The following is a 23,262-nucleotide window of genomic DNA, read 5'->3' as shown; positions in this document are numbered from 1 at the left end:
CCTGGTGGTTCGTGTGGTGCGGGTGCTCGGTGGCGGTGCGGGTGCTGGGTGGCGGTGCGGGTGCTCGGTGGCGGTGCGTGCTGCTGGCCAAGGGTGCCCGGGTCGTGCGGGGCGCGGGCAGGGCGCGTGGCGGGCTTGTGGGGTCGCGCGGCGGTTACTGGCGGTGTTGACGGTACTGGCGGTGTCAGCGGTGCTGGCGGTGCTGGCGGTGCTGACGGTACTGGCGGTCGATCAGGTCGAGCAGGCGGGCGTGGGTGTCGGGGTCGGCGGCGACCAGCAGGCCGCCCTCGCCGCTGTGCAGGGGCTTGCCGCGAAGGTCGGTGACGGTGCAGCCGGCCGCTTCGCACAGCGCCAGGCCGGCGGCGAAGTGCACGCTGTCGGCGAGGTGCCCGTCGGTGACGTAGGCGGCGCGCCGGCCGGCGGCGACCCAGGCGACGGCCAGCGTGCTGGAGACCACCCGGGGGCGGAACGCGGCTTCGAAGTCGGGGTCGGTGAGCAGGTGTGCGGCGCGGAACGCGGCGGCGTTCGGGTACGGCGGGTCGAGGTTGAGGTCGACCAGGTGGGATTCGGCGGACGGCGCCAGCGGGGTGTCGTGACCGTCGTGGCGCAGGAGCGCCCGTTCGCCGTCGGTCCAGTAGGTCTCCCCCGTGTAAGGGTCGGCGGTGGCGGCGGCGACCGTCCGGCCGCCTTCGCGCAGGGCCACGTTGACGGCCACCAGGTGGGTGCCGACGGCGTAGTTGAGCGTGCCGCAGAGCGGGTCGATCAGCCACCGCCGGTCGGCGTCCGCCGCGCCGGTGCGGCCGCTCTCCTCGCCGGTGAACGCGTCGCCCGGGCGGGCGGCGCGCAGCAGGTCGAGGATGGCGCCCTCGGCGGCCAGGTCGGCGGCGGTGGCGAAGTCGCCGCCGCCTTTGTGGTGCCGCTCGACGGTGGCCCAGGCGTGGGCGCGGACGGCCTCGGCGCCGGCCTCGGCGGCGCGGCGGGCGAGTTCGGCGTCCTGGGGGTGGCCGTCGGCCGTGGGCGTGATCGTCATGGCGGGAGCGTAACCTTCGGCGCCGGTGCGGGGAGCGGGTTTGTCGGGCCGGTCCGCGCACCGGTGCACCGGGCCTCCTGGCGGGGTGTCAGTAGGAGCGGGGCAGGCCCAGGGTGTGCTGGGCAACGTAGTTGAGGATCATTTCGCGGCTGACCGGGGCGATCCGGCCGACCCGGGTGGCGGTGATCAGGGAGGCGAGGCCGTACTCCTGGGTGAGGCCGTTGCCGCCGAGGGTCTGCACGGCCTGGTCGACGGCTCGGCAGGAGGCTTCGCCGGCCGCGTACTTGGCCATGTTGGCGGCCTCGCCGGCGGCCAGGTCCTCGCCCGCGTCGTAGAGGTGGGCGGCCTTCTGGGTCATCAGGCGGGCGAGTTCGACCTCGATGGCGCACTGGGCGAGCGGGTGCGCGATGCCCTGGTGGGTGCCGATCGGGCGGTCCCAGACGGTGCGGGTGCGGGCGTAGTCGACGGCGGTGTCGAGGGCGTACCGGGCGATGCCGAGGGTGAAGGCGGCGGTCATGATCCGCTCGGGGTTGAGTCCGGCGAACAGTTGCAGCAGTCCGGCGTCCTCGTCGCCGACCAGGGCGTCGGCGGGGAGCCGGACGTCGTCCAGGAAGACCTGGAACTGCCGTTCGGGGGCGGTGAGTTCCATCGGTATGGGGCGGTAGTCGAAGCCGGGGGTGTCGCGCGGGACGACGAACAGGGCGGGCTTGAGCTTGCCGGTGCGAGCGTCCTCGGTGCGGCCGACGAACAGGACGGCGTCGGCCTGGTCGATGCCGGAGATGAACACCTTGCGGCCGCTGAGCAGCCAGTCCTCGCCGTCGCGGCGGGCGACGGTGCCGATCCGGTGCGAGTTGGAGCCGGCGTCGGGTTCGGTGATGCCGAACGCCATCACCTTGCTGCCGTCGGCGAGTCCGGGCAGCCAGCGCTGCTTCTGTTCCTCGGTGCCGAACCGGGCGATCACGGTGCCGCAGATCGCGGGCGAGACGATCAGCATCAGCAGCGGGCAGCCGGCCGCGCCCAACTCCTCCAGCACGACGGCAAGTTCGCCGATGCCGGCGCCTCCGCCGCCGTACTCGGCGGGCAGGTTGACGCCGAGGTAGCCCAACTTGGCGGCCTCCGACCAGAGTTCCTCGACGGGCTGGTTGGCGCGGGCCTTGCGCTGGAAGTACTCGCGCCCGTAGCGGCGGCCGAGCGCGGCGACGGCCTCGCGCAGGGCGCGGCGGTCCTCGGACTCGATCAGCGGGGAGGCGGGCACTGCGGTGGTGCGCGGTGCGGACATCGCGGGATCCTTCCGGGCGTTGGTGGCCGGGCGGCGCGGGATCGCGCAACCGGCTTGTTTTGCAGGGGAGTTGATTCAGTCCTCGGACCGGACCACCGCGAGCACGGCGCCGGTCTCGACCTGCCGGCCGACGGCGACCGGGAGTTCGGCGAGCACGCCGTCGGCCGGTGCGGTGACCTGGTGTTCCATCTTCATCGCCTCCAGCCAGAGCAGCGGCTGGCCGGCGGTGACGGTCTCGCCCGCTTCGGCGGCGATCCGCACGACCGTGCCGGGCATCGGGGCGAGCAGGGTTCCGGGGGCCAACTGGGCCGCGGGGTCCGGGAATCGGTCGAGCACGGTCAGGGTGTGGTGTTCGGTCGGGCCGTCCACGAATTCCTGGTCGCCGTGCCGGGCGATCCGGTAGCGGCGGCGCAGCGGGCCGACCGCGAGATCGACGGATTCGGCGGTGCTGCCGAGGAGTTGGACCTCGGGGTGGTCCTCGGCGAGCAGGCCGTCGCGGGTGAGGCGGTAGCGGACGTCGAGTTCGGTGCCGTCGCTGGTGCGGTAGCGCTTGAGCTGCGGCTGGGAGGGCAGGTTGCGCCAGCCGGACGGTACGGCGCCGGGGTGGCGGGCGGCGTCGGCGAGGGCGGCGGCGAGGGCGGCCAGGGGTGCGGATTTGCCGTCCTGGTCGAGGAGTTGGTCTGCGTGCTCGGCGAGGAAGGCGGTGTGCACGGCGCCGTCCAGGAAGGCCGGGTGGCGAAGCGCGCGGACCAGCAGGTCGCGGTTGGTGGCCGGGCCGTGCAGGCGGGTGCGGGCCAGGGCGTCGGCGAGGCGGCGGGCGGCGGCGCGGCGGGTGGGGGCCCAGGCGATCACCTTGGCGAGCATCGCGTCGTAGTGGACGGTGATCCGGTCGCCGCCGCCGCCCGCTCCCTCGCCGATTCCGGCGTCCAGGCGCAGTCCGGCGGGTGCCGGACGGGTGTCGAACTCGACGTCCACGCCCGGGACTTCGAGCAGGTGCACGGTGCCGGTGGCGGGTTGCCAGTCGCGGGCCGGGTCCTCGGCGTACAGCCGGGCCTCGATCGCGCAGCCCTGAGTGGGCGGTGCGGCGGCGGGGAGCTTTTCGCCTTCGGCGACGGCGAGTTGGAGGGCGACCAGGTCGAGGCCGGTGACGGCTTCGGTGACGGGGTGTTCGACCTGGAGGCGGGTGTTCATCTCCAGGAAGGCGAGTCGCCCGTCGGGGGCGAGCAGGAACTCGGCGGTGCCGGCGCCGCGGTAGCCGATGGCGCGGGCGGCGGCGGTGGCGGCGGAGTGCAGGCGGGTGCGCAGTTCGGGGTCGAGGCCGGGCGCGGGGGCTTCCTCGACGACCTTCTGGTGCCGGCGTTGCAGCGAGCAGTCGCGGTCGCCGACGGCCCACACGGTGCCGTGCGCGTCGGCCAGCAGTTGGACCTCCAGGTGGCGGCCGGTGGGCAGGTAGGGCTCGCAGAACACCTCGTCGTCGCCGAACGCGGCTGCTGCCTCGGCGCGGGCGGCGGCCAGCGCCTCGGGCAGGTCGGCGAGGGTGCGCACCACTCGCATGCCGCGTCCGCCGCCGCCGGCCGCGGCTTTGACCAGCAGCGGCAGGTCGGCCTCGGCGGGCTCGGGCCCGACGCTCAGCACGGGGACGCCGGCGGCGGCCATCAGCCGTTTGGCGGCGGTCTTGGAGCCCATGGCGGCGATCGCGGCGGGTGGCGGGCCGATCCAGAGCAGGCCGGCGTCCTGGACGGCGCGAGCGAACCCCGCGTTCTCGGAGAGGAATCCGTACCCGGGGTGGACGGCGTCGGCGCCCGCGTCCAGCGCGGCCCGGATCAGCAGGTCGGCGCGCAGGTAGGTGTCGGCGGGCGCGGCGCCGGGCAGCCGGACGGCGGTGTCGGCCTCCTGGACGTGCCGGGCGTCGGCGTCCGGGTCGGCGTACACGGCGACGGTGGCGATGCCGAGGGTGCGGCAGGTGCGGAAGATCCGGCGGGCGATTTCGCCGCGGTTGGCCACCAGCAGAGAGCTGATCATCCGTCAGTTCGCTTTCGCTGTAGGGGGTTTGAGTTCGTCGGTGGCGCTACATCCGGAACACGCCGTAGCCGCGGGCGCCTTCGACCGGGCCGCTGTGGATCGCGGAGAGGCAGATGCCGAGCACGGTCCGGGTGTCGCGCGGGTCGATCACCCCGTCGTCGTAGAGCCGGCCGGACAGGAACGCGGGCAGCGACTCGGCCTCGATCTGCTGCTCGACCATGGCGCGGATGGTGGCGTCGGCGTCCTCGTCGTACGGCTGGCCCTTGGCGGCGGCGGACTGGCGGGCCACGATCGAGAGCACCCCGGCCAGTTGCTGCGGTCCCATGACGGCGGACTTGGCGCTGGGCCAGGCGAACAGGAAGCGCGGGTCGTAGGCGCGCCCGCACATGCCGTAGTGGCCGGCGCCGTAGGAGGCGCCCATCAGCACCGAGATGTGCGGGACGGTGCTGTTCGACACGGCGTTGATCATCATCGCGCCGTGCTTGATGATGCCGCCCTGTTCGTAGTCGCGGCCGACCATGTAGCCGGTGGTGTTGTGCAGGAACAGCAGCGGCCGGTCGCGCTGGTTGGCGAGTTGGATGAACTGGGCGGCCTTCTGCGACTCCTGGCTGAACAGCACGCCCTGGGCGTTCGCCAGGATGCCGACCGGGTACCCGTGGACGGTGGCCCAGCCGGTGGTCAGGCTGCTGCCGTACAGCGGCTTGAACTCGTCGAAGTCGGAGCCGTCGGCGATCCGGGCGATCACCTCGCGCGGGTCGAACGGTGCCTTCAGGTCGCCGGGGACGATACCCAGCAGCTCGTCCTCCTGGTACTTCGGCGGCTCGTACCAACTCCTCGGCTCGGGGCCGGACTTGCGCCAGTGCAGGCGGTGCACCACCCGGCGGGCCAGGCGCAGCGCGTCGGGTTCGTCGAGGGCGAGGTGGTCGGCCAGGCCGGAGGTGCGGGCATGCATCTCGGCGCCGCCGAGGGACTCGTCGTCGGCCTCTTCGCCGGTGGCCATCTTGACCAGTGGCGGTCCGCCGAGGAACACCTTGGCCCGCTCCTTGACCATGATCACGTGGTCGGACATGCCGGGCACGTACGCCCCGCCCGCCGTGGAGTTGCCGAACACCACGGCCACGGTGGGGATTCCGGCCGCCGAGAGCCGGGTGAGGTCGCGGAACAGTGCGCCGCCCGGGATGAAGATCTCCTTCTGGCTGGGCAGGTCGGCGCCGCCGGACTCCACCAGGTTGACCAGCGGCAGCCGGTTGCGCAGTGCGATCTCGTTGGCCCGCAGGGCCTTGCGCAGCGTCCACGGGTTGGACGAACCGCCGCGCACGGTGGGGTCGTTGGCGGTGATCACGCACTCGGTGCCCTCGATCACGCCGATCCCGGTGACCAGCGACGCGCCGACCGGGTAGTCGCTGCCCCAGGCGGCCAGCGGCGAGAGTTCCAGGAACGGCGAGTCCGGGTCGATCAGCAGCTCGATCCGCTCCCGGGCCAGTAGTTTGCCCCGACTGCGGTGCCGCTCCACGTACTTGGGCCCGCCGCCGGCCAGCGCCTTGGCGTGTTCGGCGTCCAGCGCGGCGAGCCTCTCCAGCATGGCGGCGCGGTTGGCGGTGTACGCGGGCCCGCTGGTGTCCAGCCGGGTGGGCAGTACGGTCACAGCAGTGCCTCCGGGATGTCGAGGTGCCGGGAGCGCAGCCACTCCCCCAGCGCTTTGGCCTGCGGGTCGAACCGGGCCTGGGCGGCGACGCCTTCGCCGAGCAGGCCGCGGATGGTGAAGTTGACGGCGCGGAGCTTCGGCAGCAGGTGCCGCTCGATGGTCAACTGGCCGGTCTCCGGTATGAGTTCGCGGAGCCTCTCGGTGGTCAGGGTGTGTGCGAGCCAGCGCCAGCCGGCCTCGTCGCGGGCCCACACGCCGAGGTTGGCGTCGCCGCCCTTGTCGCCGCTGCGGGCTCCGGCGACCAGGCCGAGCGGGGCCCGGCGGGTCGGGCCCTTCTCCGGCTCGGGCGGCAACTGCTGTTCCGTCGGGGCGAGTTGGCTCACACCGTGCTGGTGGGAATTGACGGTGACGGGGGCGCCGCCGGGCAGGTGGGCCAGGTGCTCGACCTCCTTGGCGTCCAACTCCCTTGCCTCGAACACCCCGTAGGGGGTGGCCGGGGCGGGCGGGGCGGTCAGATGGAAGCCCGGATAGCCGGCCAGGCCGAGTTCGACGGCGGCCGCGGTGAGGGCGCGGCCGACCTTGGCCTCCTGCGGGTCGCGGGCGGTGAGCCGGAGCAGGGCGCTGGCCCGCTCCTCGGTGTCGGCGTCCGCATGATCGGTGCGGGCCAGCGTCCAGCGCAGTTCGGCCGGCGGGTCGGCCAGCGCGCGGGTCAACTGCCGTTGCAGGAAAGCCGCTTTGGCCTCGATGTCGAGCCCGGTGAGGACGAACACCAGCTCGTTGCGGTAGCCGCCGAGCCGGTTCAGCCCGACCTTGAGGGTGGCCGGCGGGGCCTCGCCGCGCACCCCGTCGATCCGCACCCGGTCCGGCCCGTCCTGGGTGAGCGTCACGGTGTCCAGGCGGGCGGTGACGTCCGGGCCGAGGTAGCGCGGTCCGCCTGTCTCGTACAGGAGTTGGGCGGTGACGGTGCCGACGTTCACCACGCCGCCGGTGCCCGGGTGCTTGGTGATCACGCTGCTGCCGTCGGCGTGCAGTTCGGCGAGCGGGAAGCCGGGGTGGTCGAGGAGGCCGTTCCTGTGTTCGGCGAAGAATGCGTAGTTCCCGCCGGTGGCCTGCGCCCCGCACTCCAGCACATGTCCGGCCACCACCGCACCCGCCAGCGCGTCCAAGTCGCCGGGCGTCCACCCGTAGTGTGCGATCCCCGGCCCGACCACCAGCGCGGCATCGGTCACCCGCCCCGTCACCACCACGTCCGCGCCACCGCGCAGGCACTCGGCGATGCCGAACGCCCCCAGGTACGCGTTGGCGGCGAGCAGCGGACGGCGCGGGTCCTCCCCCGTCCAGCCGAACTCCGCGGCGCGGGGCAACAGTTCGTCTCCCGTCAGGTACCCGATCCGGGCCCGCACCCCTTGCCGGTCGGCGAGCTCGCCGAGTGCCTCGGCGAGGCGGGACGGGTTGAGGCCGCCCGCGTTGACGACGATCCGCACGCCTCGGTCGATCGCCTCGGCGAGGCATTCCTCGGCCTGCCGCAGGAACGTCCGCGCGTAGCCGCGCTGCGGGTCGCGCAGCCGGTCGCGGGCCAGGATCAGCATCGTCAACTCGGCCAGGTAGTCGCCTGTCAGCACGTCCAGCGGACCGCCGGTCAGCATCTCCCGGAACGCGGCGAACCGGTCCCCGTAGAACCCCGAAGCATTGCCGATCCGCAGCACGGAACCTCCCAACTCCCAGCCGTCCGACCACCGTTCGTCCGGGTGGTCGCGACCGAGCGTGACACTGGCCCGCCGACAAATCAAGCACGCGTGCTTGTTTTTCTGCCGGCGCACGGCGCCCGCCCACCTGTCAAGCAAAACTGACGTTTCGTCGGTTTTGGGGAGGAAATCCACCGGCGGATCGACGGCCTCGGGCATGCTGAGCCTGCTGTGGTCAACCACCTTCCGGAGGAGTGAACATGTCGAACATCCCTGCTGATCTGCGGTTTGCCGAGTCGCACGAGTGGGCGCGCCTGGAGGCCGACGGCACGGTGACGGTCGGAATCAGCGATCACGCCCAGAACGCGCTCGGCGATGTGGTGTTCGTGGAGCTGACGGCGGTGGGGAAGGTCTTCAAGGCCGGCGACGCGGCCGGTCTGGTCGAGTCGGTCAAGGCCGCGTCGGACATCTACGCGCCGGTCGGCGGCACGGTGGTCGCCGTCAACGAGGAGCTGAACGACAGCCCGGAACTCCTCAACGAGGAGCCCTACGACGCCTGGATCTTCAGGCTCAAGCCGTCCGACAAGTCCGAGCTCGACAATCTGCGCGACGCGGCCGGCTACAAGGCGGTCATCGGCGAGTAGCCTCCGGGTCGGCCGGGCAGGCAGGGTCGGCCGGGGGCGCAGGGCCGGCCCGGGTGCGGAACCGAGCTCCCCCGCCGGGCGTCTTCTCCCGACGACGGCGACCGGTGATCATGAATGCCACCGGCGCCCCCACCGGAGGAGCATCGTGGCTGACGGCGTGTCGGGAACCGGTTCACTCGCGCGGAGAGGCCGCTGGTGGCGTCCGGCGCTGACCGTCCTGTGCGGCCTGCTGCTGCTCGGGCCTGCCGCGCTCGCCACGGTCCGCGTCCTGGGCCTGGACGACGGGACGGTCCTCGCCCTGCCGATCGCCGGGCTGCCGTTCGCCGCTCTGCTGACCTTGCTGCTGGTGCCGGTACTGGCCGTGCTGCGCCGCCGCTGGCTCGCGGGTCTGGCCGCCGTCCTGGTCGGGCTGCAACTGTGGTGGCTGGTACCGCGGTTCGTCCCGGACGGGGCGCAGGTGCCGGACGGTGCGCCGCGGCTTCGGGTGGCGACCAGCAACGCGTACATGGGCAATGTCTCGCCGCAGGCACTGGTCGACCTGGTCCGGGCGCAGCGACTGGACGCGCTGGCGGTCGAGGAGTTGAGCGGTTCGGCGGCGGCCGCGCTGGACGCGGCGGGCATCCGCGAGCTGCTGCCGCACCGGGAGATGCCGGACGGCACCGACACCGCGATCTACACCCGGCTGCCGGTGACGGCGGCGGCCGATCCGGCCTGGCCGACCACGAACGTGACCGTCACCGTGGACGGCCGGCCGGTCCAGCTGGTGGCGGTGCACACGTACTACCCGCTGGGTGACGCCCGCAAGTGGGCGGCCGGGATGCACGCGCTGCGGGATGCCGCGCCGGGGCGCAGCCGCAACGCGGTGCTGCTGGGCGACTTCAACGCGACGCTCGACCACGCGCCGATGCGGAGCCTGCTGGAGACCGGACTGGCGGACGTGCACGCCGAGTTGGGGGCCGGACTGTTCCCGACCTGGCCGGAGCACAACCTGGACTTCCCGTACCTGCCGCCGATGATCCAGATCGACCACGTCCTGCACGGCCCGGCCATGCTCCCCGTGTCGATCGACGAGCACACCCTGGTCCGGACGGACCACCGTGCGGTGGTGGCCGAACTGGCCGTCCGCGACAGCTGACTTTCCGGCCGCGAGGCTGGGGACCGCGACGGGTCGGTGGCGGAGCCCGCTCCACCAGCTGCCGGAAGACGTGCCTGCAGATCCGCTCGGCTGAGTGACCGACGTCTTCGTCGCCTCACCGCCCACGACACCCGCGCAGGCGAACGAGCCACGGACGGGCGCGAGCGGCCCAGCGACCGGCCCGCACGCCTCGGGTAGCGTTCAGCGGAAAGTGATCAAGCGATTCCGCCGGGCCGCGCCGGCGGACGGCGGTCATGGGAGGGCGATGTGACGTCGGCTACCGGCCGGAGGCTTGTGCTGGTGCGGCATGGGCAGGCCGAGCGGGACACGGCCGTTGATCAGGAGCGGCGGCTCGACGGGCCGGGGCGGGCGGAGGCGCTCGCGGCCGGGCGGTGGCTCGCGGGGTTCGGTGTCGTGCCGGAGCTCGCGCGGGTGTCCGGCGCCCGACGGACCCGGGAGACCTGGGACTGCATGGGCGCGGCACTGGCGCGGCTGCCCGAGGTGGTCCGCGAGCAGCGGCTCTACGACCTCAGCGTGGAGATCCACCGGCGGGCGGCGCCTCTCGGCGAACTGGTCACGCTGCTGCGGGAAACGCCCGAGGAGGTGGGCGAGCTGCTGGTGGTCGGGCACAATCCGAGCCTGCCGGAGCTGGTCGCGTTTCTGCTCGGAACGGCCGGCGGCGAGCTCTCGCGGCGGGTGGCGGATTCCGGTTTCCCGACCGCCTCGGTGGCCGTCCTGGAGTTCGACGGTTCCTGGCAGGACCTCGGGCCCGGTGCCACCAGGATCACCGCGTTCTGGACGCCGACGCAGGTCGCCCGGCCCGACGGGGGTGCCGGGCCGGGCGCCGGGTGACGGGCCGGGCGCCGGGTGACGGTCGGGCGCCGGGTGACGGTCGGGCGCCGGGTGACGGTCGGGCCGTCAGTCGAGGCAGAACTCGTTGCCCTCGACGTCCTGCATGACCTGGCAGGACTCGTTGTACCCGTCGGCGAGCAGGAGCTGGCCGCGGGTCGCGCCGAGGGCTTCGAGGCGGGCGCATTCTGCTTCGAGGGCGGCGAGGCGCTCCTGGCCGACCAGGCCGGTGCCGACCCGGATGTCGAGGTGGACGCGGTTCTTGACGACCTTGCCCTCGGGGACGCGCTGGAAATACATCCGCGGGCCGACGCCCTCCGGGTCGCTGGCCACGAACCAGGAGCCACGCTGCTCGGCCGGCTGCGACTCGGTGTACGCGCCCCAGCTGTCGAAGCCCTCCGGCACGGCCGGAGGAACGTAACCGAGCGCCTCGCACCAGAAACGACCGACGCGCTCCGGTTCGGCGCAGTCGAAGGTGACCTGGAACTTCTTGACCGTTGGCATCGCGCCACCGTAGCAGGGGGCCATCCTGCCCTCGACTGATTTACAGCGCCCGGCAGTTGATCCCGATGCCCTGGGCGCCGCGAGTGGATCGGGCGCGCACCTGCGGGGAAGCGGGCGGCGGAGTGATGGCGTGTCGGTGTGGCGTGCGATGCTCCCCCGCATGGGAGTGCTGTTCGGTTACTTCGCCGCCGCTGACGATGACGACGCCCTGGGGGCAGTGGTCCGGGACGACGACGAGCCCTTCGGGGCGGGGTACGACGGGGTGGTGGTGAAGGGCATCGATCCGATGGTGGTGCTCGGCCCGGCCGAGGAGTTGGTGACGGGCCGCTCGGCCGCCGAGCTCCGCGCGGACCCGCGGCGCGCGGCGCTGGTCGGCATGGCCGAGGGCGGCGAGGTGGTGGTGCTGACCCTGTCGGACACCTTCCGGGGCGCGCTCGGGCAGCTCCACGAGGACGCCGCGCTGCTGCACGAGGTCGCCGAGCGGTGGGCGGCGACCGAGGACATGGTCCACGACCAGGCCGAGCTCGCCGAGTTCCTGAGCGAGTTGTCCGGGATCGCGGTGCGGGCGGAGGCCGGCGGTGCGCGCCTGTACTGCTGGGCCTGCCCCTGACGGCCTGCTCCAGGACGGTCAATACCGCGCTCAACGGCGCGGCGGCCCTGCCGGGCGGGCGGGAGCTGGTACCCGGGATCGGGTGGGAGGGGCGTGCCGGTGCGCGTCGGGCGGTGCGCTGCCGGACAGGGCGCGGCCGGCGGTCTTCGAGCCGGACGCCACGACGCTGCTGCCGCGCAGGCGGGTGGCCGCCCTCCGGTGCGGGGAACCGTTCCCTCTCGCCGAGCGGACCGGCGTGGACGAATAGCGGGCGACCGGTACGTGCAGGTGCGGTACCGGCGGGACAGCGCGTGCTACCGGTTGGAGTACCGCGACGGCCTCCCGTCCGGGCATGACCGGGCGGTGACGGACTCCCCCGCTGCGGTGGCGGGCCTGTCGGCGTGGCGGCGGAACTTCGACCGGGCGCTTCTCGACGACCGGTGCACCCACCCGTCCGCCGGGCCGGTCAGAGGAGCCAGAGGCCGAAGCCGGTGACCAGGATGCCGGTGGCGATCAGGAGGGGGCCGAGGAGGTGGTCGCGCGGGCGGTCGGTACCGGGGCGGATCCGGATGGTGGAGGCCAGACCGACGGCGAAGAGCACGGCGCCGAGCGGGGCGATCACCCAGAGCGCGGGCGCGACAGTGTGACCGGAGATCATCGGGCGGTCGGCAGGGCGGCGGGTCGGGGGCGCTCGCCGGGCGCAGACGGGGTGTGGGGTGTGGCCATGGTGGGTCCTCCTGCGGTGTTCCGCACGACGCTACCCGCGTCCACAACAAGACTCCGCCACGGATTGGCAAAGCCTTTACCGCGACCGGCGGACGGGCGGGCCCGCTCGAAGTTTTGACGGTGCGTCAGCTCCCGCACGCGGTCCAACCGGCCGCGACGGGCGTCCTTCGGCTCCCAGCGAACGCCCAGGAAACTCCCCGGCCGTTCGCAGGGGGGTTCCGCGCGGGTTGCGCAGGCGGTGAGGAGAACGCGCCGAGGGCGCGGCGGCCGTGCGGAGGTCCTGCGCAGACGCCCCGGCCCCGGTCCGGCACCACTTTGCCGGTCCGGGGCCGGGGGCCCGTACGTCGAAAGGTCAGCCGACCGGGACGGAGGACGGCGTCGCGTTGACGGCGGCAGCTTCCTGCTTCGCGGTGCGGCTCGCGGCACGGCGGGCGAAGAAACGATTGACCAGGGTGACCGCCGCCCAGGCGTAGGCCCAGCCGACCAGCACGTCGATGATGAAGTGCTCGCCGCCGTAGACCAGGGTGAAGCCCATGGCCAGGGGGTACGCGGCGAGGATCACCCGCAGGGTGCGGCCGGCCCGGGGCCAGAACACCAGGGCGATCATCATCGGGTACGCGGAGTGCAGCGAGGGCATCGCGGCCACGTCGTTGGCGAACCGGCTGCCGTTCTCGAATATGGTGCCGGCCCGGTGCAGGCCGCTGTTCTCCAGCACGACGTTGACGATCCGGTCGACGGCCGGCATGTGGTTCTCGATCCCGGCCAGCCACGGCGGGACGGCCGGGTACAGCACGTAGGTGAGGAAGCCGGCGAAGGTAATGGCGAGGTAGCAGGCGAGGAAGTGCCGGAACCGGGCGTGGTTGCGCTTCCAGAGCACGGCGAGGATCACGAAGACCGCGAAGAAGTGCGACATGTAGACGCTGACTATCGCGTAGTCGTACCACTGCGGCTGGCCCGGGTGGTAGAGCAGGTGCTGCAGGCGCACCGTCCACGTCTCGCCGAAGCCGAGGACCTTGTCGAAGGCGAGCTGGGGGGCGTAGTGCGGCCGCCAGGGGGTGTGCGCCCCGTAGCCTCTGAGCAGCGAGTACGCCCAGACCACGGCCATCACCGGCACCCAGTCGCGCAGCACGTGCAGCCAGCCCTTGCGGCCGCCGCTGTGCACGGACGCGGCAACCAGCGCGGCGATCAGCCAGAGGAAGACCACGTCGTTGGCGTAGGGCAGTCCGTAGACCGCGAGGTAGCGCCAGAATGCGAGGGCGAACAGCGGCCAGGCGGAGTGCCTGGGGCGGAGTCTGGCCAGCAGATTGACCAGCAGCGAACGTGACCGGGCTGCCAAGTGGGACGAGTCGATCATGCGTCACGAAGCTAGCAAGAGCGTCTTGGAGAAACCTCAAGCCGCGCGCCCGGGCTCCCAGTGAATTCCCAGACGGCACACGGACGGGCGACGGGGGTGCGCCGCCGCCCGCCGGCGGTGGGCCGGGCCGGTCGGAACCGGCCGGGAAAGCCGAGACCAGCTGGGTTCAGTGGAGCCGGGTGGACTCGCCGAGGGCGAGGCGCGTGTAGCGGGCGTCCGCCTCGCCGTCGAGCCAGCCGTCGAAGTTCTCCCGGCCGGCCGCGCTGTGGTAGTGGTCGTGGATCGGGACGACGCGCCCCGGGCGGACGGCGCGCACCATCTCGATCGCCCCGCGCATGGTCAGCCACGGCCCGGTGGTGGGCAGCAGCAGGGTACGCACCTCCTCGTCGGGGACGTGCAGCGAGTCGCCCGGGTGGTAGAGAGCGCCCTCGACCAAGTAGCCGAGGTTCGGGCAGTCCGGGTAGTTGTCGATGACCTGGGCGTGCCGCCCGCCGACGGCGCGCACCGCGAAGCCGCCCGCCTCGAACCGCTCCCCCACCGCCAACGGGCGGACGCCGTCGCCCAGTTCGGCGGCGACGTCCTCCGGGGCGAACACCTCGAGGGCCGGGCCGGCCTTCCGGGCCGCCGCCAGCAGGTCGTGGTCCACATGGTCGCGGTGACCGTGGGTGATCAGCACCGCGCGGACTCCGGCGAAGGCTTCCGGCGCCGTCCAGCACCCCGGGTCGATCAGCACGGACTTCTGGTCGTCCTCGATCCGGACGCACGCGTGGACATACTTCGTCAGCAGCATCCGGTCAACCTATCGGCCCCGCCGGAGCGCCGCCTCCCGTTTTTCCCAGGCTCCCTGACGCTCCGTCAGCTCCCGGGAGCCCGGGGCGGCGGTCAGTTCGCGGCGGCCTCGCGCAGGCGCTTCTTGTCCGGCTTGCCGACGGGCGTCAGCGGGATCTCCTCGACGAGGTGCAGCACCTCGGGGGCGTAGATCCGGCCCTTGCGTTCGGTGACGAAGGCGCGCAGCTCGTCCAGGCGCGGCTGCCGGCCCGGGGCGGGGACGACGGCGACGTGGACGTGCTCGGTCTCCTGCTCGTCGCGGACGCCGAAGACCGCGCAGCGGGCGACCGTCGGGTGGGTGACCAGGAGGTCTTCCAGCTCGGAGGGGTAGACGTGCCCGCCGACCACGATGATCAGGTCCTTGACCCGGTCGGACAGGTAGAGGTAGCCGTCCTCGTCGAAGTAGCCGACATCGCCGGTGTGCAGCCAGCCGTCCCGCACCACCGCGGCGGTGAGCTCGGGCTGCTTCCAGTACCCGGCCATGACGGCCTCGGAGCGCAGGTGGATCTCGCCCTCCTCGCCGGTCGGCAGGTCGGCGCCGTCGAGGTCACGGATCGCCACCTCGACGCCCGGGACGGGCCGGCCGACCGGGATCTGCCCACCGCGGCCGGTCCGGCCGTGCTCCTGGGGGCCGAGGGCGGAGATCAGCTGTGCCTCCGACATGCCGTAGACGCCGACCAGCACCGGGCCGAAGACCTTGAGCGCCTCGCGGATCCGGGTCGGCGAGGCGGCGCTGCCGCCGTACATGATCAGCCGCAGGCTGGACAGGTCGGTGCGGCCGATCATCGGGTGGTCGAGCAGCTGGTGGAGCAGCGCCGGCAGCACCCAGAACTCGGTGATGCGTTCGCGTTCGATGGCCGCCAGGACGGCGCCGGGGTCGAAGGAGCGCTGCAGGACCACCGTGCCGCCGCGCTGGAGGACCAGGTCGGAGAAGATCCCGGCGAGGTGGGCCAGCGGGGTGGCGACGAGGAGCCGGGGCGCGAGGGCGCCGCTGCCCACCGGGGCGTCGAAGACGCGGCGGTAGGGCCCGTGCAGGCTGACGATGCCCTTCGGGATGCCGGTGGTGCCGCCGGTGTGGCGGATGCCGAGGTCGTCCTCCGGGCCGATCCGGACGTCCGGCGGCTCGGCGGGGCGGTGGGCGGCCGCGGCGATCACATCCACACCGATGGCGTTGGTGCCGTCGGCCGGACCGGGGCCCAGGGTGAAGACGGTCGGCACGTCGATCAGCGGGAGCAACTCCGGTGCGTGGGCATACCGTTCGGCGTCCACGAGCAGCACGGCGGTGTCGACGCTCGCGGTGATCTCGGCCAGCACCGGGGCGCTCATCCCGTCGTACAGGTTCACCACCCGGGCGCCGGCCAGGCCCGCCGCGTACCGGGCGCTCAGCGCCTCGGGGGTGTTGCCGGTCAGCAGGGTCACGGTGGTGCCGCGGGCGACGCCCCGGGAGATCAGCTCGTGGGCGAGGCGGTAGGTGGCGGCGGCGAACTCGCCGGCGGTGATCCCGGCGCCGTCGGCGGTGACGATGGCCGGCCGGTCCGGGGCGGCGGCGAGGGACCGGAGGATCAGCGCAAGGCCGTTGACGAACTCCGCGTCGGGCATGGCTACTTCTTCGTTGTGGTAGGCAACCATGGCCTCAGGCTAACCCGGCCGGGCCGCCGAACCGGGAAGCGGCGGCCGGTAGTTGGCGCGAACACTTCGCCGACGGCGCATTTTTGACGACCAGCCGGATTGCGCGCCGGGGGTGACGGTGGTGCAGATGCCATCCGGCGCTCGATGTCGGCGAGGTCCTCGTGGATGAGGCCGGTTGACGTGGCCGCACCGGGCGTGACCGTCGTCGCGCAGCGTGAGCAGCGAGCGGATCTCGGCGAGGGTGAGTCCGGCACCTCGGGTGTCGCGGAGGAACCGGGCCGGCTCACCGCGCTGTCCGGGCAGTCGCGGCAGCCGCCCGGGGTGCGCGGGGGCGGGCGCAGCAGGCCGCTGTCCTCGTGGAAGCGGACGGTCTTGGTCCTCGGCCCGGTGCGGGCGGCGAGGTCGCCGATGCGCATGGCCCCAGGCCGGCGCTTGACCTACCAGTACGGTGGAAGGTCCAGCCTCGAACGACGAGGCGACGAGGCGGCGAGGCGACGGGACGCCGGAGAAGTGGAGGAGCGGCACATGCGCATCACGGTGCTGACGGTGGCGGACTGCCCGAACGCGCGCCCCGCGCTTTCGCTGGTGACCGCCGCGCTGGCCGGGCAGGAGGCCGAGGTCGACCTGATCGAGGTGGCCGACGAGTCCGAGGCCGCCCAGCTGGGCATGTACGGCTCGCCGACCATCCTGATCAACGGCGCCGACCCCTTCGCCCCGCCCGGCGCGGAGCCCAGCCTGTCCTGCCGCCTCTACTGGCACCCCGACGGCAGGATGTCCGGCCTGCCGGACGAAGCCGCCCTCCGCCGGGCCCTCGCCGGACAGGCCACGCCGACGCAGCACGGCGCGGCAACGCAGCACGGCGCGGCGGCGGACTGCTGTTCGACCAAGTGACCGGCTAGTGGCGCAGCGCGGCGAGGGCGTCCCGCAGTCGTCCCGACCACTCGTCGGCGGTGCCGGTGATTCGGGGGTCGGCGGCTCGCAGGTCCGCCCAGTCGGGCGGGGGGACGGCGAGGGTGTCCAGCCGCAGTCGCCCCGGGTGGCCGGGCTCGCGGGCGAGGACGCGACGCAGCAGGTCCGGGGTGAGGGTGGCCGCGCACACTTCGGCGAGCAGGACGGCGTCGTACAGGTCCTTGGCGCGGGCTCGGCCCTCGGCGCCGTCGGCGTGCAGCCACAGCAGTTTCCAGGCGAGCGACAGTTCCCTGCTCGCCGTCCGGACCGCCGTCACCCCGGCGCCGTCACCGCGTGGCACGGCTGTCAGTACGGGCGGCTCGGGCAGCCGTTCGTCGTGCGCGAAGTCGACGGTCACCTCGCCGGCCGGCCGCCCGTCCGCCGTCCACTGCACGGCGATCCGCACGCCCGGTACCTCGCCGTCGCTGTCGTAGGTCCACCCGCCGTCGGTGCGAACGGAGTTGGGGTCGAGCGCGATGCCGGGGGCGGCCACCGGGTGCCGGGCGACGAGCTCGCGCAGCACCGTTTCCGGCCCCTGGTCGTCGGCCTCGGCCTCCGGTACCCAGTGGCATCCTTCGGGCGGGAGGTGCGCGCGCAGGCCGCGCGTCTCGAACTCCTCGAACGCCCACATCTCGTACCCGGCCGCGCCGTCGGCCGCCTCGGGCCACTGCTGGAGCGTCGTCAACTCCTGGACGTACGGGTAGGGGTCGGCCTGGTCGACGGGGACCAGGGTGGACGGTTCCACGACCCAGTCCAGATCGGCGGGTTCCCGCGCGGCCTCACCCACCCAGGCGGGCATCACCATGCTCCCCCGCAGCACCAGCGCGCCGCCCCAGGCCGACCCCGCCAGCAACGCCACCAAGTGGTCGAGCACCGCACGCCGCCCCACCGGCCACCCACTTTCCGTCCTGGTCCGCGCGGGCGACAGTAGCGGGCCCCACGGACAATCGGCCCGGCCGGGCCAATACTGTTGCCGCACACGGAAGTTATGTTGACGAACCGGTCCGGCTGGGCAACACTGTCTGACGCGGTCGCGTCAAGCGGCGGCAGATTCAGTCACCCGCACGACGCCCGGTCACCGGAGGTTGCGGTGGCCTGCCGTGCGCTCTTGTCAGGAGGACCCTCCATGGAAGCTCCTACCCTGCAAGCACCCCAGGGCGACACCCTCGTCCTCGACGAGGAGTTCGACCTCGTGGTCGGCGAACTGGAGCAGACCGCTCCGGCGAACACGCCCAGTGCCACCACCTGCACCCTGCACATCTACTGCGTTCCGCAGTAAGCGTTTCCGAATCGCTGGGCCCCTCCTACCGTCAGGGAAATCGATGGAGACTTTGACCGTGCAGGCGCCGCAGGACTTCACCTTCACCGCGGAGGAGGAGTTCGACCTGGTGATCGGTGACCTGGAGCAGGGCGTTCCGGAGCACCGGCAGACCAGGATGGAGAGCGTCCCGACCGCGACGTGGGCGCGCATCTACTGCTGCTTCTAGCTCCGGGCGCGACGTAGCCCACGGCGCCGCGCGGCCGGGCGCCGCGCGGCGCCCGGCCCGAACGGCCGCGCGGCGTCGTACCCCGACCACCTGACCAGGGGCGGAATGGAACTGCGCGACCACGGCGGCGCCACCCGTGCGCCCGAACTCCCGCCCGCGACACGGCGGTTGCTGGCGGCACTGGCCGAGGGCAGGGCCGGGCGGGCGTTCCCGCCGGTGGCCGTCCCCGGGCCGGACGGCACGCTCGCCGTCGCGCGCCCGCTGGGGGGACCGTCCGACGCGCGGGCCCTGGAGCAGGCGCTGGCCGACGCCCGCTTCGCGCCACTGCACGAGGTGCTGCGGCGGATCGACGCGTGGTCGGCGCGGGCCGATGCCCGGCGGGTCGATCCGCAGGTGCTGCGGCTGGAGAACGCGGACCTGTTCGGTCCGCTGCTCGCCGAGACCCTGGCGGCCTGTCTGGACCAGCCGCCCGGGCGCGCCGCCGCCTTCGCCGACCGGCGGGCCGGGCAGTACCTGGACTTCCTGACCTTGTTCCTGGAGCGGCTGGCCCGCGACCGGCCCTCCGGCCACCGGGTCACCGGCCTGTGGGCGAACGGCGAGGAGACGCACAACGGCGGCCAGCGGGTGCTGCGGGTCGAGTTCGCCGACGGCGGCCGGCTCGCGTACAAGCCGCGCCCGGCGAACGGCGAGATCCTGTTCCTGGCCACCGAGGGCTCGGTGTTCGCCCTGCTCAACTCGCTGCCCCCGGCGGCCTGCCCCATCCGGCTGCCGACGATGCGGAGTTGGGCGGGCAGTGGCCCGGACCGGGCGTGCTACTCCTGGCAGGAGTGGATCGAGCCGCCGGACGCGTGGGGCGTCCTGCGCGCCGACGGCGGGTTCAGCCTGCGCGGCGCCGTCCTCGACCCCGGGGCGGCGGCCCGCTACTGGCACCGCGCCGGGTCGTTGGCCGCCGCCGCGTTCGCGTTCGGGATCGCCGACCTGATCGGTGGCAACGTGCTGATCGGGCAGCGCCCGGAGGACGGCGAGCCGCTGCCGTTCCCGGTCGATCTGGAGGCGTACTTCGCCGATCTGAAGCGCCTGTTCGAGACCGGGCTGCTGTTCGATCCCGCGGTCTCCGCGCAGCACCACACCGGCCTGGAGAACGTCGCGCGCTGGTGCGACGTGGACGGCCCCGCGACCTGCTGGCGCCCGCAGCCGGACGGCTCGCTGCGGCTGGAACGGCGGACCCTGCCCCTGGCCCGCACCGAGACCCGCGCGGTGGTCGGGGACACCGAGGGCAGCGCCGGGTACGGCCCCTACCTGCCGGCCATGCTGCGCGGCATGTTCGACGCCTGGACGCTGATGTGCCGAAACCGCGCCCGGCTCGCCGAGTTCATCGGCGAGCGGGCCGCCGGGCACCTGCTGCGGGTGATCGCCCGCCCGACGGCCGAGTACCCGGACGGCGGTGAAATCCCGTTCACCGAGGGCGAGTTGGCGCAGCTCGCGGGTGGCGACGTCCCGTACTTCTTCCGCGCGGCCGACGGCGGCCCGCTGCTCGCGCTGCGGATGCCGCCCGGCCGCGAGCTGCGCACGGACCCGGCCGATGCCCCGGGGTGGGACGGGGGCCGCCTCTGGCCGCCGGTCGCCGCTGTCCGCGAGGGCGGGAAGCTGGACCTCGCCGGGCTCGGCATCGCCCTGCGCGACGCGGTCGAGCACGTGTACGGCGACCTGGAGCCGCAGCGGAGCGAGCTGCACGACCCCGAGCGCGGGGTGCGGATCGCCTGGCGCGGCCCGCGTGAGGGCGAGGCGTCCTTCGACTGGCCGCAGGCGGACCGCCGCATCACCTACCGGTGGGACGAGACCACCTTGCGGCTGCGCGTGGACCCCTTGAACGGTGCGAAGGCCCAGGCCGCCGCCGGGATCCGCGCACGGCTGCTGCGCCTGGGCCGGCTCGACGCCGCGCTGCGCGAGCCGTGGGCCGCCGGGGGCTTCGCCGACACCGGGCTGGAAGCGAAGCTCGACCGGCTGACCAGCACCGGGATCAGCTGGCTGCGCGGCGTGGTCGCCGAGCACGGCTGGCCCGGCCGCGCCCTGGTCGGTGCGCAGGCCGCCACGGTGGCGTGTGCCCTGCTCCAGCACCACACCGGCGACCTCGCGTTCCGGCGCGAGTGCCTGGCGCTGATCGAGGCCGCGGCCGAGCGCGGCGACCTGCCCCGGCGCGACGCCGCCTACCTCACCGACTCGCTGCGCCGCGCCGAGGGCCGCCCGCAGCTGTACGGCACGAAGTTCGAGCGGGTAGCGGGCGGCGCACTGCGGCCCTGCCCGATCGAGGACGAGGACCGGGTGGACGAGCGACGCGCGGCCGTCGGCCTCGGCCCGCTCGCCGACTACGCCGCCCTGCTGGCACGGAAGTATCCGGCACCCGAGAACGAAGGGGTACAGGCGTGAGCACCACCGACTGGACCGAGCTCCTCGCCGGAGCCTGGGGCAAGGAGCCCGCCCTGCTCCCGGCACCCGCCCCGGCGGACCCGGCGCACCTGCACCGCACGATCGTCGCCGCCTGCGAGCCCTTCCGCGCCGGAGCGGTGTTCCGGACCTTGCCGCAGGTCCGCCTGCACACCCCGCTCGGCTGGCTCGGCGCGCCGGGACGGCTGCTGCCCGACGCCGCCGACCGGAGCCCGGCCGCCTACCGGGCCCGGCTGCGCGGCGAGCCGCCCGGCAGCGGGACGGACGCCGGATTCCTGCTGAGCGTCCGTCAGCCTCTGCACACCGACTGGTCGCTGTGGTCGGCGGTCCGGGACACCCTCGCCGCACTCTGGCGCCAGGTCGGCCTGCCGTGCCTGCCGGTCGTGGCCGAGCTGACCGAGGGCGACGACTTCACCCACCTCCGGGGCCTGGGCCTCCCCTCCGAACACGCGGTGCTGACCTGGGTGCTGGAGGGCACCCTGGAGGCCGAACTGCACGAGGCGGACGGCGAGTTGCGCGTCCTGCGGGCCACCGCCGGCGAACTGCTGTACTGGCCGGAGGGCTCCCGCTGGCGCGAACGCCACCTCGACGGCTGCCTGACGCTGCGGATCTGCGTCCCCCGTGCGCAGCGCCTGGCGACCGGAGCGGTGAAGAACCTGCTGGCCGAGGACGTCCGGGACCGCCTGGAGTACGACGGCACGGTGCCCTGCCTGCCCTACCCGCCGCCCGTTGACCGGCCGCCCCTCCCGGCCGCCGCGGTGGTCGCCGTCGGCGAGGCGGCCCGCGCGGCGGCCGGGGGCGCGGAGCTGCCCGCCGCGCTGCGCACCCGGTGGGCGGCCTGGTGTTCCTCGGCCGGGCTGGAACCCGCACCCGGGCCCCGCGCCGAGGTCCCGCTCACCCCCGGGCAGCGGCTGCGGGTGATGCCCGAGATCGTCCGGCTGCCGGACGGGCCCGGCCGCTGGATCTGGGCCGTCAACGGGCACGTCTTCCCGGTCGGCGGGGCCGCCGGGGAGCGGATCGCCCAGCAGCTGCGGCCCGGCCGCGAACTGACGGTCGGCGAGCTGTGCCGGGCGGTGGGCGCGGACGAGCACAACGGCGCCGTGACCGCGCTGCTGGGCACGCTCCACCGGCTGCGGGGAATCGACCTGACCGATGGCGGGAGGACGGACGGATGACGACCGCACCCGTGAGCGACCTGGCCGTCGTCCAGGGACCGCTCCGCTGGGACGAGTTCACCGCGCTCTACTGGGACCGGCGCCCGGTGCTGATCAAGGCCGCCCTCCCGGCGCCCTTCGAGCTGCGCGAGGTCTTCGCCGCCACCACCCTCGGCACCCGGCCGCCCGGCGCGTACCTGATGCCGCCGAACGCCCAGTTCGCCGTCGGCCGTTTCCAGCAGTCCGAGCCCGCGAACTGGTTCCCGCGCTCCGGGGACGGCAGCTTCGACGGCTACCGGCGGCGGCTGGACGCCGAGTTGGCGGCCTTCTCGCGGGAGCGGCGGTACGCGCTGGTCGTGCACGCCTTCCACGCCTTCCACGCCGGGCAGTGGGAGCGCCAGCGGGCGTTCTTCGAACCGCTGTGGGAGCGCACGGGGCTGCCGCTGTCGGGGGCGATCACCACGCTCTTCCACGGCAACTACGAGCACACCCCGGTCGGTGTCCACCGGGACCGCTTCGCCACCTTCCTGTTCGCCCTCGCCGGCCACAAGCGGATGCGGTTCTGGCGGGAGCGCCCGTGGACCGAGCCGGTGACCACCAAGCTGGACTACCAGGCCCACCTGGCCACCTCGTTCACCGCCGAACCCGAGCCCGGCGACCTGCTGTACTGGCCCGCGAACTACTACCACGTCGGCGAGAGCGTCGACGGCGCGGTCGCGACCAGCGTCAATGTCGGCGTGCCGCGCGAGGCGCACCGCGCGGTCCACGACGTGGACGACCTGCTGCTGGGCCGGGCTGCGGACGCCATGGTCGATCCGGACGCCGCCCTGGTGCGGCTGCCCGCCGCCACGGCTCCGCTGTCGGTGCCCGCACTGCCGGCGGACGGCGCGCTGCCCGAAGCGCTGGAGCAGACCCTGCGGGTCTTCCAGGCGTACCGCGACCCCGACCGGATGCGGGACCGCGTCGCCTCGGTCTCGCTCCGCGACCTGAGCGCCTCCGGCCTGTGCCCCGTGCCGCCGCCCGAGCCACTGCGGCCCCTGGACGACGGCACGGTGGTGCGGGTGCGCGCCCGGGTGCTGTACGAGCCGGTCGGCGGGGCGCTGCTGTGCGCCGCCAACGGGCACCTGCTGCGCAGCGCGCTGACCCGGCAGCAGGCGGAGCCGCTGCTGCGGCGGCTCGCCGGACGGAAGCCGGTCCCGGTCGGCGAGCTGCTGGCCGGCCTGCCGGACGCCGCCCGGGCGGACGCCCGCGACCTGCTGGAGGCGTTGGAGAGCTTCCGTGCCCTGACCCGCGACCGGTAGGGCCGTCC

At 73.7% G+C, this 23,262-nt stretch carries 22 protein-coding genes and 1 pseudogene; 10 read left to right on the top strand and 13 right to left on the bottom strand.

Features of this window, described 5'->3' with window-relative positions; translation table 11 throughout:
* Nucleotides 1-184: 184 nt before the first annotated feature.
* The 5 genes from ACZ6R9_RS24150 to ACZ6R9_RS24130 all read right to left on the bottom strand — a co-directional run bounded on the left by ACZ6R9_RS24150 (nucleotide 185) and on the right by ACZ6R9_RS24130 (nucleotide 7,622).
* A complete protein-coding gene (locus tag ACZ6R9_RS24150) occupies nucleotides 185-1,030 on the bottom strand; it encodes an inositol monophosphatase family protein (protein WP_465540277.1) in 846 nt (281 codons plus the stop codon).
* An 88-nt stretch (nucleotides 1,031-1,118) separates the two neighbouring features.
* Entirely contained in the window at nucleotides 1,119-2,309 is a 1,191-nt protein-coding gene (locus ACZ6R9_RS24145; RefSeq protein WP_465540275.1) for an acyl-CoA dehydrogenase family protein, read from the bottom strand.
* Nucleotides 2,310-2,384: 75 nt separating this feature from the next.
* Nucleotides 2,385-4,331: an acetyl/propionyl/methylcrotonyl-CoA carboxylase subunit alpha gene (locus ACZ6R9_RS24140; protein ID WP_465540274.1), complete on the bottom strand. Its 1,947-nt coding sequence runs from the start codon at nucleotides 4,329-4,331 to the stop codon at nucleotides 2,385-2,387.
* A gap of 46 nt (nucleotides 4,332-4,377) precedes the next feature.
* Nucleotides 4,378-5,976: an acyl-CoA carboxylase subunit beta gene (locus tag ACZ6R9_RS24135; RefSeq protein ID WP_380478674.1), complete on the bottom strand. Its 1,599-nt coding sequence runs from the start codon at nucleotides 5,974-5,976 to the stop codon at nucleotides 4,378-4,380.
* Nucleotides 5,973-7,622: an acyclic terpene utilization AtuA family protein gene (locus ACZ6R9_RS24130; protein WP_465540350.1), complete on the bottom strand. Its 1,650-nt coding sequence runs from the start codon at nucleotides 7,620-7,622 to the stop codon at nucleotides 5,973-5,975. Before ACZ6R9_RS24130 ends, ACZ6R9_RS24135 begins: the two co-directional genes overlap by 4 nt.
* A 299-nt stretch (nucleotides 7,623-7,921) precedes the next feature.
* Here ACZ6R9_RS24130 and gcvH point away from each other — a divergent pair, with 299 nt between their 5' ends.
* From gcvH to ACZ6R9_RS24115, 3 genes are all read left to right on the top strand, one after another.
* A complete protein-coding gene (gene gcvH, locus ACZ6R9_RS24125; RefSeq protein WP_380478676.1) occupies nucleotides 7,922-8,305 on the top strand; it encodes a glycine cleavage system protein GcvH in 384 nt (127 codons plus the stop codon).
* A gap of 145 nt (nucleotides 8,306-8,450) precedes the next feature.
* The gene (locus ACZ6R9_RS24120; RefSeq protein ID WP_465540272.1) at nucleotides 8,451-9,440 is read left to right on the top strand and encodes an endonuclease/exonuclease/phosphatase family protein; all 990 of its coding nucleotides are present in this window, start codon (nucleotides 8,451-8,453) and stop codon (nucleotides 9,438-9,440) included.
* Between the two features lie 300 nt (nucleotides 9,441-9,740).
* Complete coding sequence (locus ACZ6R9_RS24115) at nucleotides 9,741-10,292, top strand: SixA phosphatase family protein (RefSeq protein ID WP_465540271.1); 552 nt, start codon at nucleotides 9,741-9,743, stop codon at nucleotides 10,290-10,292.
* Nucleotides 10,293-10,358: 66 nt separating this feature from the next.
* On the opposite strand, the gene ACZ6R9_RS24110 is transcribed toward ACZ6R9_RS24115, so the two are convergent.
* Nucleotides 10,359-10,793 carry a VOC family protein gene (locus ACZ6R9_RS24110; RefSeq protein WP_380478682.1) on the bottom strand — a complete coding sequence of 145 codons (435 nt, stop codon included), beginning with the start codon at nucleotides 10,791-10,793 and terminating at the stop codon, nucleotides 10,359-10,361.
* 160 nt (nucleotides 10,794-10,953) lie between these two features.
* Between ACZ6R9_RS24110 and ACZ6R9_RS24105 the strand changes: the two genes are divergently transcribed.
* Nucleotides 10,954-11,403 (top strand): hypothetical protein, encoded by a 450-nt coding sequence (locus ACZ6R9_RS24105; protein WP_465540270.1) that lies wholly within the window; start codon nucleotides 10,954-10,956, stop codon nucleotides 11,401-11,403.
* Nucleotides 11,404-11,848: 445 nt separating this feature from the next.
* Here ACZ6R9_RS24105 and ACZ6R9_RS24100 read toward each other — a convergent pair whose 3' ends face one another.
* From ACZ6R9_RS24100 to ACZ6R9_RS24075, 6 genes and pseudogenes are all read right to left on the bottom strand, one after another.
* Nucleotides 11,849-12,040, bottom strand: a complete 192-nt coding sequence (locus tag ACZ6R9_RS24100; RefSeq protein WP_380478688.1) for a hypothetical protein — start codon at nucleotides 12,038-12,040, stop codon at nucleotides 11,849-11,851.
* A gap of 420 nt (nucleotides 12,041-12,460) precedes the next feature.
* Nucleotides 12,461-13,462: a phosphatase PAP2 family protein gene (locus ACZ6R9_RS24095; protein ID WP_465540269.1), complete on the bottom strand. Its 1,002-nt coding sequence runs from the start codon at nucleotides 13,460-13,462 to the stop codon at nucleotides 12,461-12,463.
* A 166-nt stretch (nucleotides 13,463-13,628) separates the two neighbouring features.
* The gene (locus tag ACZ6R9_RS24090) at nucleotides 13,629-14,252 is read right to left on the bottom strand and encodes an MBL fold metallo-hydrolase (protein WP_465540268.1); all 624 of its coding nucleotides are present in this window, start codon (nucleotides 14,250-14,252) and stop codon (nucleotides 13,629-13,631) included.
* Between the two features lie 92 nt (nucleotides 14,253-14,344).
* Nucleotides 14,345-15,919, bottom strand: a complete 1,575-nt coding sequence (locus tag ACZ6R9_RS24085) for an AMP-binding protein (protein ID WP_465540267.1) — start codon at nucleotides 15,917-15,919, stop codon at nucleotides 14,345-14,347.
* Nucleotides 15,920-15,928: 9 nt separating this feature from the next.
* Nucleotides 15,929-16,150, bottom strand: coding sequence for a hypothetical protein (locus ACZ6R9_RS24080; RefSeq protein WP_465540348.1), 222 nt, complete (start codon nucleotides 16,148-16,150; stop codon nucleotides 15,929-15,931).
* Between the two features lie 92 nt (nucleotides 16,151-16,242).
* Nucleotides 16,243-16,335, bottom strand: a pseudogene (locus ACZ6R9_RS24075) (MerR family transcriptional regulator); the annotation flags it as partial.
* Between the two features lie 109 nt (nucleotides 16,336-16,444).
* Between ACZ6R9_RS24075 and ACZ6R9_RS24070 the strand changes: the two are divergent.
* The gene (locus tag ACZ6R9_RS24070) at nucleotides 16,445-16,810 is read left to right on the top strand and encodes a DsbA family protein (RefSeq protein ID WP_465540266.1); all 366 of its coding nucleotides are present in this window, start codon (nucleotides 16,445-16,447) and stop codon (nucleotides 16,808-16,810) included.
* Between the two features lie 4 nt (nucleotides 16,811-16,814).
* On the opposite strand, the gene ACZ6R9_RS24065 is transcribed toward ACZ6R9_RS24070, so the two are convergent.
* Nucleotides 16,815-17,756, bottom strand: a complete 942-nt coding sequence (locus ACZ6R9_RS24065) for a nucleotidyl transferase AbiEii/AbiGii toxin family protein (RefSeq protein ID WP_465540265.1) — start codon at nucleotides 17,754-17,756, stop codon at nucleotides 16,815-16,817.
* A 237-nt stretch (nucleotides 17,757-17,993) separates the two neighbouring features.
* On the opposite strand from ACZ6R9_RS24065, the gene ACZ6R9_RS24060 reads away from it, so the two are divergent.
* The 5 genes from ACZ6R9_RS24060 (at nucleotide 17,994) to ACZ6R9_RS24040 (ending at nucleotide 23,254) form a co-directional block, all read left to right on the top strand.
* Complete coding sequence (locus ACZ6R9_RS24060) at nucleotides 17,994-18,146, top strand: hypothetical protein (protein WP_380478700.1); 153 nt, start codon at nucleotides 17,994-17,996, stop codon at nucleotides 18,144-18,146.
* A gap of 43 nt (nucleotides 18,147-18,189) precedes the next feature.
* Nucleotides 18,190-18,354 (top strand): hypothetical protein, encoded by a 165-nt coding sequence (locus tag ACZ6R9_RS24055; RefSeq protein WP_465540264.1) that lies wholly within the window; start codon nucleotides 18,190-18,192, stop codon nucleotides 18,352-18,354.
* A gap of 105 nt (nucleotides 18,355-18,459) precedes the next feature.
* Nucleotides 18,460-20,781, top strand: coding sequence for a DUF4135 domain-containing protein (locus tag ACZ6R9_RS24050; RefSeq protein WP_465540262.1), 2,322 nt, complete (start codon nucleotides 18,460-18,462; stop codon nucleotides 20,779-20,781).
* Complete coding sequence (locus ACZ6R9_RS24045) at nucleotides 20,778-21,974, top strand: hypothetical protein (protein WP_465540260.1); 1,197 nt, start codon at nucleotides 20,778-20,780, stop codon at nucleotides 21,972-21,974. The genes ACZ6R9_RS24050 and ACZ6R9_RS24045 overlap by 4 nt, the downstream gene beginning before the upstream one ends.
* On the top strand, nucleotides 21,971-23,254 hold the full coding sequence (locus ACZ6R9_RS24040; protein WP_465540258.1) for a JmjC domain-containing protein: 1,284 nt from the start codon (nucleotides 21,971-21,973) through the stop codon (nucleotides 23,252-23,254). The genes ACZ6R9_RS24045 and ACZ6R9_RS24040 overlap by 4 nt, the downstream gene beginning before the upstream one ends.
* The last annotated feature ends 8 nt before the right edge of the window (nucleotides 23,255-23,262 follow it).

The organism is Kitasatospora sp. NPDC048662 (assembly GCF_055587065.1).
Note: the sequence above shows the minus strand (reverse complement) of the source record. Positions and strands in the feature narration are given on the sequence as shown.